The following is a 16353-nucleotide window of genomic DNA, read 5'->3' on the forward strand; positions in this document are numbered from 1 at the left end:
GTCGCTGGCAAAATCCAGGCGACACACGGCTGTACGACAGGACTAGCACTGCATACCCGAACTCGCAACTAGCCCGATATTGGCTGCTTTCCGCCGCGTTTCGGCTCGAATTCAGGGCAGGAAGGCGCAGACTTGCCGGCCCGGCAGAGCCTTGCCGGCAAATTCATGGCAAACGGCAAATTAACCGCACACCGCAACCCGCTCTTGGGACGCCGGGGCTTATCTTCCGTGCAGCGATCGGATGTATCGATCAAAGGGGTGTATCATGGCTTTTCGCTGGACCGGCGGTCGTTCCGCACGGCATGGACGCGGGGTGTTCGCGGTAATCGCCCTCATGGCCGGCTGGCTGTCGAGCGTCCCCGCCTGGGCGGCGACCGTGCAGAGCGTCGCGATTCGTGACGGGCGGATCGTCATCCGCTTCGATGAGGCGGTCGGCGATGCCGCGAGCCGCGTGCTGACCGGGCCGCGCCAGATCGCGGTCGACGTGACCGGCGCGACTCCGGGCCGCGAGGTTGCCGCGCGGGGGCTGGTGACCGGCGTTACGCAGATGCGCAGCGGGCGCTCGGGGATGCGGATGGTGTTCGATCTTGCCGAGCCGGCGATCGTCACCGATGGCGGGTTCGACTCCGACGGCCGCGAGCTAACGCTGGCCTTGCGTACGGTCGATTACGCCCAATTCGCGCAGGCCGGGATCGCCGGCCCGCTGACCTTCTTCCCGTTCAATTTCGGTGCGGCGTCGCGGCCCAGGTACAAGGTGTCGGTCCCCGTGCCGCCCAAGGCGCGGGGCATGAAACTGCCGCGCGTGCAAGGCGACGACACGCGGCCGCTGGTGGTGATCGACGCTGGGCATGGCGGCGTGGATCCGGGCGCGATTGGGCCCAACGGCCTGCGCGAGAAGGACGTGACGCTAAAGGTTGCGAAAGCCATCCGCGACGAACTGCTGGCGTCGGGGCGCGTGCGCGTGGCGCTGACGCGGAGTGACGACCGGTATCTGGTGCTGCGCGAGCGCTACGGCGTGGCGCGGCGGCTGAAGGGCGACCTGTTCATCTCGATCCACTGCGACAGCACCGGCTCGGCGGATGCGACCGGCGCGACCGCCTACACCTTGTCGGAGGTGGCGTCCGACAAGGAAGCCGCGCGGCTGGCGGCGCGCGAGAACAAGGCGGACGTGATCTCCGGCGTGAACCTCGGCGAGGCGCCGGCGGACGTGTCGTCGATCCTGATCGACCTGACGCAGCGCGAGACGATGAACGCGTCGGCGACGTTCGCGCGGTTGCTCGGGCGCGAGGCGAGGCCGTTGATGCCGCTCAAGGCGAACTTCCACCGGATGGCGTCGCTGATGGTGCTGAAGGCGCCCGACATGCCGTCGATCCTGTTCGAGACGGGGTATATCTCGAACCCACAGGACGCGGCGTTCCTAGACAGCGAGGAAGGGCGTCGCCGGATCGCGGAGAGCGTAACGCGCGCGGTCGAGGTGAATTTCGCACGCCGGATGGCGGCGCGGTAAGGGGCAGGGTGGGTCAGCCCGCCCGTCCTTACTATATGTTTTCCTGCGCACGCAGGAATCCAGGACCAAGCAGAACAACGCCGTCCGGCATGCGAGACTCCTGGGCTCCTGCTTTCGCAGGAGAGCGATGGGTTTTGAGAAACACGCTCGTTACGGTCGATACGGTTTCCTCTGGCCCCACACCATGTCACAAGTCGCCCGAATTGCTTTGAGGCTGACCAGATGACCGACGCGACGCGGGGCGTATCCGAGACGGGGCCCGAAACCAGCATGCGCGAGCTTACCTTTCGCGGGATCGTGCTCGGCGGGATCATCACGCTGCTGTTCACCGCGGCCAACGTCTATCTCGGGCTCAAGATCGGGCTCACGTTCGCGACCTCGATCCCCGCCGCGGTGATCTCGATGGCGGTGCTGCGGGCGTTCAAGGACTCGACGATCCTCGAGAACAACATCGTCCAGACGATCGCGTCCGCCGCCGGCACGCTCGCGGCGATCATCTTCGTGCTGCCGGGCCTCGTGATGATCGGCTGGTGGCAGGGCTTTCCGTTCTTCACCACCGCGGCGATCACGATGTTCGGCGGCGTGCTCGGCGTGCTGTTCTCGGTGCCGCTGCGCCGTGCGCTCGTCGTCGACACGGTGTTGCCGTACCCTGAAGGCCGCGCGGCTGCAGAGGTGCTGAAGGTCGGCGCGGGCAGTCGCGAAGGCGGCGAGGAGAGCGCACGCGGGCTCGGCATCATCGTCGTGAACGCCGTCGTCTCGGCCGGGTTCGCGATCCTCACGCAGACCAAGCTGGTCGCCGCCGAAGCCGCGACGTGGTTCCGCGTCGGCGCGGGTGCGACCGGGATTTCGGGCGGGCTGTCGTTCGCGTTGCTGGGGGCGGGGCATCTGGTCGGCATCTCGGTCGGCATGGCGATGTTCGCGGGCGTGGTGATCGGCTGGTGGATCCTGCTGCCGATCCTGACCTCGGCCAGCAGCATCACCGGGACTGCCGAGGTGATCGCGACCACCGTGTTCCGCTCGGACGTGCGGTTCTTCGGCGCGGGCGTGATCGGCGTTGCGGCGATCTGGACGTTGTTGAAGATCGCCGGGCCCGTGGTCGGCGGGGTGCGTTCGGCATTGGCGGCTTCGGCGGCCAAGCGGGGCGGTGTCGTGCTGGCGCTGGAGGAGCGTGACATTCCGATCGGGATCGTCGGGATCGCGTCGCTCGCGATGCTGGTGCCGATCGGCATCCTGCTCTGGACCGTGTTGCAGGGCGGGCCGCTGGAGGCGTCGGCGATCGGGCTGATCGCAGGCAGCCTGCTGTTCATCCTCGTCATCGGCCTCGTGATCGCAGCGGTCTGCGGGTACATGGCCGGGCTGATCGGCGCGTCCAATTCGCCGGTGTCGGGGATCGGCATCCTTGCTATCCTGGCGGCCTCGATCCTGTTGGTGTCGTGGTTCGGGCGTGCCGTGGAGCCGGGCACGACGCAGGCGCTGGTCGCCTACGGGCTGATCGTGACGGGCATCGTGTTCGGCATCGCGACGATCTCCAACGACAATCTCCAGGATCTGAAGACGGGCCAGTTGGTCGGTGCGACGCCGTGGAAGCAGCAGGTGGCGCTGCTGATCGGCGTGGTGTTCGGGTCGATCGTGGTGCCGCCTGTGTTGAACTTGCTGGGTAGCACACTCGGGTTCGCCGGTGCGCCGGGAGCGGGGCCGAACGCGCTGGCTGCGCCTCAGGCGGCGTTGATCTCGGCGCTGGCGAAGGGCGTGCTGGGCGGCAATCTCAACTGGGCGATGATCGGCTATGGGGCGCTGACCGGCGTCTTCGTGATCCTGGTCGACGAGTTGCTCGGCAAGGCGGGGAAGCTGCGGTTGCCGCCGCTGGGCGTTGGGCTCGGTGTGTATCTGCCGATGTCGGTGACGTTGCCGGTGACGATCGGGGCGGTCGTCGGGTTCGCGTATGATCGGTGGGCGGATCGGGCTCGCGATCCGGAACTTGCCAAGCGGATGGGGGTGCTGACCGCGACCGGGATGATCGTCGGGGAGTCGCTGTGGGGCGTCGGCTTTGCGGGGATCGTGTATTTGACCAACAAGGAGACGCCGTTGGCGCTGGTCGGGGACGGGTTCGCGAGCGTGGCGCTGGTCGGCGGGACGCTGCTGTTCGCGGTGCTGACGTGGGTGATGTACCGGCGGACTATGGCGGCTTCGCGGTAATACGCATGCCCTCACCCTTCCCACCCGGCAAGTGCCGGGTGGGCCCCTTCCCTCTCCCCCGAGGGGAGAGGGGGTAAGGTTGTTTCCCCGCGAAGGCGGGGATCCAGACTGGGCTCCCGCCTTCGCGGGAGAACAAGGCCCCCTCCCGTTCGTGCTGAGTAGGGACCGAGTAGCTGCGTCAGCGGCGTATCGAGGGCGCGTATCGAAGCATGGGTTCCGCGCGCCAACCTGTCCTTCGATACGCCCTCTCGATACGCTGCAAGAGCAGCTACTCGATGGCTACTCAGGACGAACGGAAGGAGGAGGGTGTCGGAACATGGTCCAACCCCACCCCCCTCACTTCATCGCAGCAAGCATGTCCTTGATCGGCACGAACGCGAAGCCCACCGAACTGTCCGCGATCCCGTACGGCATGAAGATCGTATCGCCATGCTTCAGCGCGCCGCAGCTATAGACGACGTTGGGCACATACCCCTCGCGGTCCTGGTCCTTCGCCGCCAGAATCGGCTGCTTGGTCCGGCCGATCACCTTCGACGGATCGTCCTTGTCGAGCAGCACCGCGCCGATCGAATATTTGCGCATCGCGCCCACACCATGCGTCAGCAGCAGCCAGCCCTCGTCCAACTCGATCGGCGGGCCGCAATTGCCGATCTGCACCAGCTCCCACGGATATTCGGGCGTGAGGATCTTCTCGCCGTCGTCCCAGTCGGTCAGCGTGTCGGACTTGAGCAGGAACAGGTTCTCGCCGTCCTGCCGGCCGATCATCATGTACTGGCCGTTCACTTTCCGCGGGAACAGCGCCATGCCCTTGTTGCGCGCGGCCGGACCGGTCATCGGCACCAGGTCGAACGCGCGGAAATCGCGGGTGCGCATCAGCTCGGACTGGATCACCGAGCCGTTATAGGCGGTGTACGTGCCGATCCACTCATACTCGCCGTTCTCGTGCTGGAACCGGACGATGCGCAGATCCTCCAGCCCCTTCGACTGCGCCTGCGTGATCGGGAAGATCACCGTGCCGCTCAGCGTGCTGTCGCGGTGGCGATAGACGGTGACGGGGCCCTCGGGCATCTCGTCCTCGCCGCTGCCGACCGCATCGGTCGCGGTCGCGAACGGCGGCTCGGGCGCGAGCTTCATCTGGTTTTCGCAGGTGATGATGCCCTCGCGGAACGCGACCGACGAGATGTGACCCTCGCCGACCGCGCGCAGCGACATAAGGATCCGCATCGACCCAGGCGGCATGCCCGACTGGTCGAAATGCGGCACCGCGCTCGGGTTCATCAGCGCGGCGGCGGCATAGCTGTACTCATGGCAGAAATACGCGCCGATCAGCTGGCGCTTCTCGTCGCCGATCTCCGACCCGTTCAGCCCGAGCATGTCCTCGATCTGGTCGTAGCGCGTCATGAACACGCGCCGCGTCTGCCAGTGGCGCGCCTCGAAATCCTTCAGCACGACCTCGAGCTGCGCGCGCGCCTGTGCCGGCGACATCTCCAGCACCTCGCCGACCAGTCGTTCGGTCCGGCTCGGCGCGCCGCCCTGGCCGCCCCAGGCTATGTGGAACGGGCGAACGACGACACGCGAAGGGTCCGCGTGCAGCCGCAGCTGGTGGTTGAACAGATCCATCGTAGCAGTGCCCCGCGTCGTTCCACTCAGCGCACCGTCGCCTGCAAGGCTGTCGCTAGCGAACTAGGCGACGACGCGGGTCGCTCCTGCCACGCTTTGCGCTGCTTTTGATACCCCCGAAATGGCACAACTGGCCAGTTGCAGCGCCAAAATCGACTCCGCGCCCTGATTTCTGTTCAACCCGGTCGGCATCAGCCCGTCGTAACAGCCGCCATCGGCGACGCTGGCGAGCGGCAGGTCGAGGTCGTTCGCCCCGAGGAACCAACCATAAGCGCGCTGCGCTTCGTCATGCCAGCGCATGTCACCGGTCGCTTCGAACGCCGCGGCGCACGCATCGACGGTGGCCTGCGCCTCCAGCGGCTGCTGGTCGAACTGCAACGGATCGGCATAGGGCCGATTGAAGCTCTCCGACCCGACCGCACGGAAGCGGCCCTCTGGCGAAGTCTGCTTGGCGACGATCCAGTCGAGCGTGGCGAGGCCGCAATCGATCAGGTCCTGCCGTCCGAGCGCCTGGCCCGCACGGATCAGCGCCTGGGGAAGTCGGGTGTTGTCGTAGGCGAGCACGATCTCGAACCATTGCCATTCGGGACGTCGTGCTTTCGCAAGCAGGTCGAGATGAACCTTCGGGAACGCCTCCAGGATGGACAGCGACAGCTGGTGGCCGGGCTTGGCCTCCAGCATCGCCGCCGCGCCGAGCATCGCGAACGCCTGCGCGCGCAAGCTGCCGAGTTCGAGCGCCATCGACGCTGTCGAATCGAACATCGCGGTCGCCCAGTCGCGGTGCTTGGCGGCCTGCGCATCGCGCGCGGTGACGCCGAGCGACCAGAGCGTGCGGCCGTTCGAATCTTCCGACCCCGAATCCTCGCACCAGGTGCGATCGAAGTTCATGAAGTTGCGGAAACGGCGCGTGTCCGGGTTCCAGGCGTACTGCACAAACGATGCGTAGATCGTCATCCACTTGTCGCGCGTCACGTCGTCGAGATCGGGCATCGCGCTCATCAGCATCAGCGCGCGACAATTGTCGTCGATGCAATAGCCGTGGCGACGATCGGGGATCGAGTAGATCGAATGCTGGAGCATGCCGGTCGAATCGCTCATCCGCTCGACCGCGGCGAAATCAGGGATCAACGGCTTGAGCGGCGCCGGCATCTTGGCGAGGCGAAAAGGGCGCGCCGCCACGATTGCACGGATCTCCGTCATCATCGCCTCGGCGAGCTTCGGCCAGATCATCGTGCGGCCACGCGCATAGGCGCGCTCGGCCAGACGATTGCGATCGCGGTCGTTCGACATCAGCGCGTCGATCTCGCGCGCGAACGCATCGACATCGCCGAACGGCACGAGCACGCCGTGGCCATCCGCGAGGATCTCGGTCGCATGCACGTACGGCGTCGAGATGACGGGCTTGCCGACGCCGATCGCGTAGCTGAGCGTACCCGACGTGATCTGCGCGGGGTTGGTGTAGGGCGTTACATAGACGTCCGCCGCCTGGAGATAGTCGAGCAGTTCGCCATGTTCGAGAAAAGCGTCGACGAATGCGATGTTGCCGACGACGCCCTTCTCGGTGGCGAGCGCCTTCAGCTTGTCGCGATACTTCTCGCCCTCGTACGCGACGAGGTTCGGATGCGTCGCGCCGAGCACCACGTACAGCAGGTCGGGATGCTTCGCGATCACCGCGGGCAGCGCGTTGATGACCGTCTCGATCCCCTTGTTGGGAGCGAGCAGGCCGAACGTCAGCATGACCTTGTGGCCCTGCCAGCCGAACTTGTCCTTCAGCGCGGCGGGATCGAGCAGGTCGCGATCGGGCACACCGTGCGGGATCATGGCGATCTGGCGCGGATTGGCGCCGTAGACACGCTGGAGGATATCGCGGCCACGCTCGGCCATCACCACCACGCGGGCGGCGCGGCGGAGCAGGCCTTCGAGCACGCGGCGCTCATCGGCATTGGGCTTTTCGAGAATCGTGTGGAGCGTGACGATGACCGGCAGCGTGGTGCGATCAAGCAGCGCGAGGATATGCTCGCCGGCGGAGCCGCCGAAGATGCCATATTCGTGCTGGAGCCAGATCGCCTGCGCGCCGCTGGCCTCGATCTTCCGCGCGGTGTTGATGTAGGCCGACAGATCGGTTTCGGGGATCGTGCCGGTCACCTCGGGCGGATAGTCGTATTTGCCCGGATGATCGTCCATCGCGTAGACATCGACGGCGATCTCGGGGAAACGCGCGCGCATGGCCGTGAAAACGTCGGTCGTGAAAGTGGCGAGTCCACACTGCCTCGGCAAGAAATTACCGATCAGCGCCAGTCGCGCGATATTCCCACCGTCCGCCGGTTTCACCATATCCTGTCCCTCGTTTGAGCGCGCACTTCTGGGAGAACCCGGTCGCGCATCCATTTGAACGGTTCAGGTAGCATAAAGTTTCATTCCATACTGCAGTGCAGCACGGGAATAATATCAATTTAAATCAATCCGATATTTCGCCTGCCTCATCCACGCCCTTCATCCACGCCCGCGATAGGAGGCGACTCCCTGGTCCGGCAGCCACAGATCCTGCGGCGGTGCACTCGATTGCCAGAACACGTCGATCGGGATTCCGCCGCGCGGATACCAGTATCCACCGATGCGCAACCACACCGGTTTCATCTCGTCGAACAGCCGTTCGCCGATGCCGACGGTGCAATCCTCGTGGAACCCGGCATGGTTGCGGAAGCTGCTGAGGAACAGCTTCAGCGACTTCGACTCGACGATCGTCTCGCCCGGCACATAGTCGATCACGAGGTGCGCGAAGTCGGGCTGGCCGGTGACCGGGCACAGCGACGTGAACTCGGGCGCCGCGAACCGCACGAGATATGTCCGCCCCGGCCGCGGGTTCGGAACATAATCGAGCACGGCCTCTTCGGGCGACGCGGGGAGGGCGCTGTTCTGGCCCAGATGCAGCGGGTTGGCGGGGGGCTTGGCGAATGCGGTCATGTGCCGGCATGTAGGACGCGATTAGGATGACGCAAAGTGGGTGATATGTCTCATCGTCATGCCGGGCTTGTTCCGGCATCCACCCGTCAGCGGGCTTCACGACCCGCGGGTGTGCGGAGCGGTGGACCCCGGAACACGTCCGGGGTGACGGAGGGGTTTGAGGAATGACGATCACGACACTCGTACCGATTCTCGGCGATCAACTGACGATCGACCTCGCCTCGCTGCGGGATTGCGATCCGAAGGCGACCATCGTGCTGATGATGGAGGTCGCCGACGAGACGACCTATGTCCGCCATCACAAGCGCAAGATCGCCTATATCCTGTCGGCGATGCGGCATCATGCCGACGCACTCCGCGAGGCCGGGTGGACGGTCGAATACACGAAGCTCGACGATCCCGACAATGCGGGCAGCTTCACCGGCGAGATCGCGCGCGCCGTCGAGCGGCATGACCCCGAGCGGATCGTCGTCACCGAGGGCGGCGAGTGGCGGGTGATGGCGATGCTCGAAAGCTGGGAGACCTTGTTCGGTCTCCCGGTCGAGATCCGCAGCGACGACCGCTTCCTCGCCAGCCATGCCGATTTCGAGACCTGGGCGTCGGAGCGCAAGTCGCTGACGATGGAGTGGTTCTATCGCCAGATGCGGACGCGCACCGGGCTGTTGATGACCGACGGCAAGCCCGAGGGCGACCGCTGGAACTTCGACAAGGAGAACCGCAAGCCCGCCAAGAACGACCTGCTCATGCCGCGCCCGCTGGTCTTCGCGCCGGATGCGATCACGAAGGACGTGCTGGCGATGGTGGCGGAGCGGTTCGCGGATCACCCGGGGAGCCTCGACGGGTTCGAGTACGCCGTGACCGCGGCAGATGCCGAGCGGCAGGCGGCGAACTTCTTCAAACACGCGCTGCCGCAGTTCGGCGATTACGAGGACGCGATGCTCACCGGCGAGCCGCATCTCTGGCACTCGATCCTGTCGCCGTACATCAATTCGGGGCTGCTCGATCCGCTCGACCTGTGCCGTCGCGCGGAAGCGGAATACCGCGCCGGCCGCGCGCCGATCAACGCGGTCGAGGGCTATATCCGCCAGATCATCGGCTGGCGCGAATATATGCGCGGGATCTACTGGCGTGAGGGACCGCAGTACGTCGAGCGCAACTTCCTCGACCATCACCGCGAGCTACCGGGCTGGTACTGGACCGGCGAGACCGACATGCATTGCCTGCGCGAGGCGATCGGCCAGACGCTGGAAACCGCGCACGCGCACCATATCCAGCGGTTGATGGTGACGGGCAATTTCGCGCTGCTGATCGGCGCGGACCCGGCCAAGGTCCACCAATGGTATCTGGAGGTGTATGTCGACGCCTACGAATGGGTCGAGCTGCCCAATACGCTAGGGATGAGCCAGTTCGGCGATGGCGGGCTGCTCGGGTCGAAGCCGTATATCTCGTCGGGCGCGTATATCGACCGGATGTCCGATTATTGCGGTTCGTGCCGCTACAAGGTGAAGCAGCGGATCGGGCCCGATGCGTGCCCGTTCAACGCGCTGTACTGGGATTTCCTCGACCGGCATGAGGACAAGCTCGGGCGCAACAACCGGCTGGCGATGCCGTATCGCAACTGGGCGAAACAGTCAGAGGCGGACCGCGAGGCGACGCGCAAACAGGCGGCGGGGTTCCTCGCCTCCCTCGACGCGAGCGGCCCCGCTGGCTACTGAACTCACGAGCACAAGGAGCGGCATATGGACGCGTTGGTAAGCACCGAATGGCTGGCGAACGAACTGGGTGCGAGCGATCTGCGGATCGTCGACGCGACCTATGCCGAGGGGCGCGATGCGGCGGCGGAATATGAGGCGGCGCATATCCCCGGCGCGGTGTTCATGAACCTGAGCGAGTTGCGCGATACCGACAGTGACCTGCCCAACATGCTGCCGTCCGCGGAGAAGTTCGCGAGCCGGATGCAGACGCTGGGTCTCGGCGATGGCAGTCGGATCGTCCTGTACGACAGCTCGCCCTGGCACACCTCGGCGCGGGCATGGTGGATGCTGCGGCTGTTCGGCGCGCACAATGTCGCGATCCTCGATGGCGGGCTGGCGAAATGGCAGGCCGAGGGACGCGAGACCGCGTCGGGCAAGGAGACGCCGCGGCATCGTCACTTCACGACCTGGGCGGACCTGAAGGGCGTGCGCGATCTCGACCAGATGAAGGCGAACGTCGCCAGCGGCGCGGAGCAGGTGCTCGACGCGCGGTCCGCGACACGCTTCACCGGCGCGGAAGAAGACCCGCGGCCGGGCACCGCGCCGGGGCATATTCCGGGCTCGAAAAACCTGCCGCAGGGCGCGGTGTTCAACGTCGACGGGACGTGGAAGACCGGCGACGCGCTGGAGGCCGAGTTCGACAAGGCCGGCATCGACCTTTCGAAGCCGCTGGTGATGACGTGCGGCTCGGGGATCACCGCGTCGGTGCTCGCATTCGGTGCGCATCTGCTCGGCAACGACGCGGCGCTGTACGACGGCAGCTGGTCCGAATGGGGCGGCGATCCCGAGACACCCAAGGCGACAGGCACGGCATGAGCGACACGAACAAGCCGGTCGGCGACGCGACCAAGGTCGTCCTCGCCGGCCGTCGCCCGGAATGGACGCAGGGCATCGTCAGCCCGCCGGTCTGGCGCGCGTCGACGATCCTGTACGACTCGGTCGGCCATCTCCGCGACAGCGCCACGCGGGATACGCACCACCGGCTGTTCTACGGGCGCAAGGGCACGCCAACGCAGTGGAGCCTCGCCGACGCGCTGACCTCGCTCGAGCCCGGCGCGGAAGGGACGTTCCTCTATTGCTCGGGCGTCGCGGCGATCGCCGCGGCGCTCCTGTCCGTATTGTCCCCCGGCGACGAACTGCTGCTGGTCGACAGCGCCTATGATCCGACACGCGGCATGGCGGGAGGGCTGCTTAAGCGGTTCGGCATCACCACGCGCTATTACGACCCGATGATCGGCGCGGGCATCGCCGACCTGATCGGCGACAAGACGCGCGCGATCTTCATGGAAAGCCCCGGCTCGCTCAGTTTCGAAGTGCAGGACGTCCCCGCGATCGTCGCTGCCGCGAAGGCGAGGGGCGTGACGACGCTGCTCGACAATACCTGGGCCACCCCGCTGTTCTTCCCTGCGATGGAGCGCGGCGTCGACCTGACGATCCTCGCCGGCACCAAATATGTCGTCGGGCACTCGGACGTCATGCTCGGCTCGGTCACCGCCGCGCCCGGCCATTTCAAGAAATTGCGCGAGACGAGTTTCCAGCTCGGCCAAGTCGCCAGCCCCGACGATTGCTGGCTCGGCAGCCGCGGCCTGCGGACGATGGCGGTCCGCCTTGCACAGCACCAGTCGAGCGCGCTGGCCATCGCCAAGTGGCTGCAATCGCGCCCCGAAGTCGCACAGGTCCTCCACCCGGCGCTGCCCGACTGCCCCGGCCACGACCTGTTCGTCCGCGACTTCAAGGGCTCCAGCGGCCTGTTCTCGTTCGTCCTCAATGGTGGAGACGAAACCTCCCGCGCCGCGTTGATCGACACCCTCGAACTGTTCGGCATCGGCTATAGCTGGGGCGGTTTCGAAAGCCTCGCCATCCCCGCCGACCCGCAGCGCCATCGCAGCGTCACCAAGCGGGACGCCGCCGGCCCGATGGTCCGCCTGCAGATCGGCCTCGAGGACCCCGCCGATCTGATCGCCGATCTCGACGCGGGGTTGGCCGCTTTTCGGAGGGTACGCGGCTAACGGTTCGTCCGCAGTTTTCATCGCCGCGTCATCACAGCGATAGGGCCGCGCCACTACCCTATTGGCAGGCCAGACGACGGGATCAGCGATGACGGAAACTCAGGGCGATCTGTTGGGCAGCCTCATTGTCCTGGTGAGTACGGGGCTGCTGCTCACCGCGGTGCACCGGGCCAGTTCGTCGCGCGACGCGCCGGAGGTCCGCTGGCTCGTGATCGCGAGCGTCATCCTGTCGGTCGCGGGTGTCGCCGTCGTGATCCTGACGTGATCGTGTCGCCCCTCGGCTCCGCTGCCGTCCTGGTGGCTGGAATGTAGCCCCGGTCGTTGCCCCTCGGATACTTTCGGTGTGTCTGTTGCGCAACATGTGTGGCGTCAAACCCCGATTGTACGCAAGATTCGCTTGTGCGTCGCACCATGGACTGTCACACATTCGTCACCGCAGGAAAGACCGCACTCGGAGGCTGATGCCTCGATAGATGCGGCGTCCGCGGTTGCAGGCGGGGACATCGAATTTCCAGTATCGAAAGGGAAACGATGCGCTTCACCACTATTCTTCTCGGCGGCATCGCATTGGCTGCCGCTACCCCCGCGTTCGCTCAGGACGAGGCTACCGCACCGCCCAAGGAGATCACGGTCTCCGGCTCGGTCGGGCTCGTCAGCGATTACCGCTTCCGCGGCGTGTCGCAGTCGGACGAGAATCTCGCCGTCCAGGGCGGCATCACCATCGCGCACAAGAGCGGCCTGTACATCGGCACCTGGGGGTCCAACCTCGCGGGCTGGGGCACGTTCGGCGGCGCCAACATGGAGCTCGATCTGATCGCGGGCTACAAGGTCCCGGTCGGCGGCGGTACGCTCGACGTCGGCGCAACCTGGTACATGTACCCGAGCGGCTTCGACAACACCGACTTCATCGAGCCCTATGCCAAGCTGTCGGGCACCGCCGGCCCGGTCGCACTGACCGCTGGCGTCGCCTACGCGCCCAAGCAGCAGGCGCTGGGACCCTGGTACTCGAACGGCGCGTCGGCGGCGGCGGGCGTCTACGACCGCGTCAATGCCAAGGATTCGAACCTGTATCTCTGGGGTGACGTCAGCAGCGGGATCCCCAACACCGGGCTGACCGTGAAGGCGCATGTCGGCTATTCGAACGGCAACAAGGGTCTCGGCCCGTTCGCGACCAGCGTGTCGCCGACCGGCGAATATTGGGACTGGCTGTTCGGCGCGGACTACGTGATCCCCAGCACCCCGCTGACGCTGGGCGTGGCGTATGTCGATACCGACATCACGAAGGGCGAATCGGCCTATCTCCAGCCGAGCTTCAGCCGCGGCCAGGACGGCAACGGTTCGATCGCCAACGGCAAGGTGCTCGTCTCGCTGACCGCGGCGTTCTGATCTAGCGCGGCCCTCGCTCTTCCTGCTTTCCCTCTCCTATCGGGACAGGGAAAGCCGGCGACGGGTGAGGGCACCCCAGCATTGTGTCCCCGCGAAGGCGGGGATCCAGTCTGGGCTCCCGCCTTCGCGGGAGAACAAGGAGGGGGGGCGAGGCTGCCCGGTTCCCCGACCTCCGACCTCCGACCTCCGACCTCCGATCTCCGATCTCCGATCTTCGTTCCCCAATCCCCATCCCTCATTCCGTCACCCCAGCGAAAGCTGGGGTATCTCTCGAGGCTAGCGACGTTCGCCACACGGTGAGATCCCAGCTTTCGCTGGGATGACGGATGTAGGCGCGGGTACGGATCATGAGATCATGAGATCATGAGATCATGAGATCATGAGATCATGAGATCATGAGATCATGGGATCGTGGATCGCGGATCGTGGATCGCGGATCATCGGATCACGGTCCGCTTCGGACGATCCTGCGGCAGCAACCAGGCACGAAAAAAGGGCGGCCCCGCGAGGAGCCGCCCTTTTTCGTCCACCGGTAAACCCCGATCAGTTCGCGGTCGTGCGCGCGTCCTGGCCGTCACCTTCCGGGGCCGCGACGATGTCCCGCGTGGTCGAGCCCTTGTCGACCACCGTCGTACCGGGATCGCCGACGCTGGAGCGGATGCCGGCATCGTCGCTGTCCGCACCCGCGTCGTTAATCACGCCGGTCTCGGCCGCACTGCGCGCCGCGGTGCCACCGAACAGCGCGTCGAGCGTCTGCGCGTTGGCCGCGGTATCCTGCGGGCGGGCGGCGCCGGGCTGTGGCGGGACCAGCGCGAAATCGGGCGGGATCACCAGCGGTGCCTGGCGCGCGACCGCGAACTCGTCCGGACGTGCACGATCGAGGCTTCGGCCTGCACCGCACCCCGAAAGGAGGGCTACGCTCGCCAGACCGGCAGCCAGGGGTACGAACTTACGCATGGGAATTCTCCACAGGGGGCTTCTCGCGCACGAGGAGCGCCCGAACAAGCAGGACGAGCACGCCGACAGTAATCGCTGCATCGGCGACATTGAAGACCAAAAACGGACGCCACTCGCCGATATGCAGGTCGGCGAAATCGACCACGTACCCAAGCCGGATCCGGTCGAGGATATTACCGACCGCGCCGCCCAGCACGAAGCCGAGCGCAACCTGGTCGGCCGGGTTCTTCTCGCGCGTCATCCACACCGCGACGCCGATCGCGATCGCACCGGTCAGCAGCACCAGCGCCCAGCGGGTCAGATGCCCGTCGGCGGGCAGCAGCCCGAGCGAGATACCGATGTTCGGCACGAAGCGCAGGTCGAAGAACGAGGTGATCGTCTGCGCATCGCCGAGCGAATCGATCCCGAGCGGCTTGGTCACCGCCCATTTGCTGAGCTGGTCGGCAAGGAACAACGCGATCGCCGCGCCGAACCCGGCCTTGGGCAGGTTACGCATGCGCCACCACCTTGTCGCACCGATCGCAGAGGTCGCCGTCGACCGTTACCTCGGGGAGGTGACGCCAGCACCGGCCGCATTTGTGGAAGTCGGTGCGCGTCACGGTGACCGCGTCGCCCGGCGTGACCTTGGCGACGATGAACGCCTCGGCCAGTGCGTCCGCGTCGAGCAGCATTGCGGGGACGGTGATCTCGGCCTCAAGGCTGGAGCGCACGGTCTTCTCGCGGCGGAGCGGTTCGATCGCTTCGGTGACCGCCACACGCAACTGGCGGATCTCATGCCACTTGCTGCCGACCACGTCGTCGGCGTCGAGCGACGGCAGCGCCGGCCATTCGAGGTAGTGGACCGAGCTGTCGTCGCTCGGGAAGCGCGACTGCCACACTTCTTCCGCGGTGAAGCACAGCACCGGCGCGGCGTAGCGGACGAGTGCGTGGAACAGCACGTCGAGGACGGTGCGGTATGCCCGGCGCTTTATGTCGCTCGGGGCGTCGCAATAGAGCGAGTCCTTGCGGATATCGAAGAAGAACGCGGACAGGTCCTCGTTCGCGAAGTCGGTCAGCAGGCGCGTGTAGCGGTTGAACTCGTACGCTTCGGCCGCCTGACGCAGTTCGGTGTCAATCATCCGCAAGCGGTGGAGCACGTAACGCTCCAGCTCGGGCATGTCGGACACCGCGACGCGCTCGGAATCGTCGAACCCTTCGAGTGCGCCGAGCATGTAGCGGAACGTGTTGCGCAGCTTCCGGTACGCGTCGGAAGCGGTGGCGAGCACCTCCTTGCCGATCTTCACGTCGTCGAAATAGTCGGTCGAGGCGACCCACATACGCAGGATGTCCGCGCCGGACTCGCCAATGATCTTGAGCGGATCGACGACGTTGCCGAGCGACTTCGACATCTTCCGCCCCTGGCCGTCGAGCGCGAAGCCGTGCGTCAGGACCGCATCATAGGGCGCGCGACCACGCGTGCCGCAGCTTTCGAGCAGCGACGACTGGAACCAGCCGCGATGCTGGTCCGAGCCTTCGAGGTAGAGATTGGCACGCGTACCTTCGCCGTAGCGCGCCTCGACGGTGAAGACGTGCGTGCAGCCGGAGTCGAACCAGACGTCGAGGATGTCCTTCACGACCTCATAGTCGGCGAGGTCGTAGTCGGGGCCGAGCAGCGCCTGGTGGCCGTCCGCATACCACGCGTCCGCGCCGTTCTCGCGGAAGGCTGCGACGATGCGCGCGTTGACGGCGGGGTCGTTGAGGTACTGGCCGGTGGCGCGGTCGACGAACAGCGCGATCGGCACGCCCCAAGCGCGCTGGCGGGAGATGACCCAGTCGGGGCGGCCCTGCACCATCGACGTGATCCGGTTTTCCGCACGCGCGGGGATCCAGGTGGTGGCCGCGATCGCGTCGAGCGCGATCTCGCGCAGGGTGGCGCCGTTGGAGCTTTCTGCTCCCCCTCCCGCAAGCGGGAGGGGGCTGG

At 66.1% G+C, this 16353-nt stretch carries 13 protein-coding genes; 7 read left to right on the top strand and 6 right to left on the bottom strand.

What is annotated here, in order from left to right; translation table 11 throughout:
- Positions 1–265: 265 nt before the first annotated feature.
- Complete coding sequence (locus tag NLI89_RS13860) at positions 266–1507, top strand: N-acetylmuramoyl-L-alanine amidase (RefSeq protein ID WP_254687549.1); 1242 nt, start codon at positions 266–268, stop codon at positions 1505–1507.
- 222 nt (positions 1508–1729) lie between these two features.
- Positions 1730–3703 carry an OPT family oligopeptide transporter gene (locus NLI89_RS13865; RefSeq protein ID WP_254687550.1) on the top strand — a complete coding sequence of 658 codons (1974 nt, stop codon included), beginning with the start codon at positions 1730–1732 and terminating at the stop codon, positions 3701–3703.
- A gap of 336 nt (positions 3704–4039) precedes the next feature.
- On the opposite strand, the gene NLI89_RS13870 is transcribed toward NLI89_RS13865, so the two are convergent.
- The 3 genes from NLI89_RS13870 to queF all read right to left on the bottom strand — a co-directional run bounded on the left by NLI89_RS13870 (position 4040) and on the right by queF (position 8287).
- Positions 4040–5323: a glycoside hydrolase family 130 protein gene (locus tag NLI89_RS13870; protein ID WP_254687551.1), complete on the bottom strand. Its 1284-nt coding sequence runs from the start codon at positions 5321–5323 to the stop codon at positions 4040–4042.
- Between the two features lie 63 nt (positions 5324–5386).
- Positions 5387–7657 (bottom strand): glycosyltransferase family 4 protein, encoded by a 2271-nt coding sequence (locus NLI89_RS13875; RefSeq protein ID WP_254687552.1) that lies wholly within the window; start codon positions 7655–7657, stop codon positions 5387–5389.
- 159 nt (positions 7658–7816) lie between these two features.
- Complete coding sequence (gene queF / locus NLI89_RS13880; protein WP_254687553.1) at positions 7817–8287, bottom strand: preQ(1) synthase; 471 nt, start codon at positions 8285–8287, stop codon at positions 7817–7819.
- A 164-nt stretch (positions 8288–8451) separates the two neighbouring features.
- Between queF and NLI89_RS13885 the strand changes: the two genes are divergently transcribed.
- The 5 genes from NLI89_RS13885 (at position 8452) to NLI89_RS13905 (ending at position 13436) form a co-directional block, all read left to right on the top strand.
- Positions 8452–10002 carry a cryptochrome/photolyase family protein gene (locus tag NLI89_RS13885; protein ID WP_254687554.1) on the top strand — a complete coding sequence of 517 codons (1551 nt, stop codon included), beginning with the start codon at positions 8452–8454 and terminating at the stop codon, positions 10000–10002.
- A 24-nt stretch (positions 10003–10026) separates the two neighbouring features.
- Positions 10027–10857: a sulfurtransferase gene (locus NLI89_RS13890; protein WP_254687555.1), complete on the top strand. Its 831-nt coding sequence runs from the start codon at positions 10027–10029 to the stop codon at positions 10855–10857.
- Complete coding sequence (gene metC, locus NLI89_RS13895) at positions 10854–12050, top strand: cystathionine beta-lyase (RefSeq protein WP_254687556.1); 1197 nt, start codon at positions 10854–10856, stop codon at positions 12048–12050. The genes NLI89_RS13890 and metC overlap by 4 nt, the downstream gene beginning before the upstream one ends.
- A gap of 88 nt (positions 12051–12138) precedes the next feature.
- A complete protein-coding gene (locus NLI89_RS13900; protein WP_254687557.1) occupies positions 12139–12315 on the top strand; it encodes a hypothetical protein in 177 nt (58 codons plus the stop codon).
- 266 nt (positions 12316–12581) lie between these two features.
- The gene (locus NLI89_RS13905; RefSeq protein WP_254687558.1) at positions 12582–13436 is read left to right on the top strand and encodes a TorF family putative porin; all 855 of its coding nucleotides are present in this window, start codon (positions 12582–12584) and stop codon (positions 13434–13436) included.
- A 543-nt stretch (positions 13437–13979) separates the two neighbouring features.
- Here NLI89_RS13905 and NLI89_RS13910 read toward each other — a convergent pair.
- The 3 genes from NLI89_RS13910 to NLI89_RS13920 form a co-directional block, all read right to left on the bottom strand.
- A complete protein-coding gene (locus NLI89_RS13910) occupies positions 13980–14393 on the bottom strand; it encodes a DUF3035 domain-containing protein (RefSeq protein WP_254687559.1) in 414 nt (137 codons plus the stop codon).
- Positions 14386–14889, bottom strand: a complete 504-nt coding sequence (gene lspA, locus NLI89_RS13915) for a signal peptidase II (RefSeq protein ID WP_254687560.1) — start codon at positions 14887–14889, stop codon at positions 14386–14388. The genes NLI89_RS13910 and lspA overlap by 8 nt, the downstream gene beginning before the upstream one ends.
- Positions 14882–16353 (bottom strand): class I tRNA ligase family protein (locus NLI89_RS13920; RefSeq protein WP_254687561.1); only part of this gene is annotated, 1472 nt, incomplete at its 5' end. The genes lspA and NLI89_RS13920, both read right to left, overlap by 8 nt.

It is taken from the genome of Sphingomonas faeni, assembly GCF_024273235.1.
Classification (GTDB): domain Bacteria; phylum Pseudomonadota; class Alphaproteobacteria; order Sphingomonadales; family Sphingomonadaceae; genus Sphingomonas; species Sphingomonas faeni_A.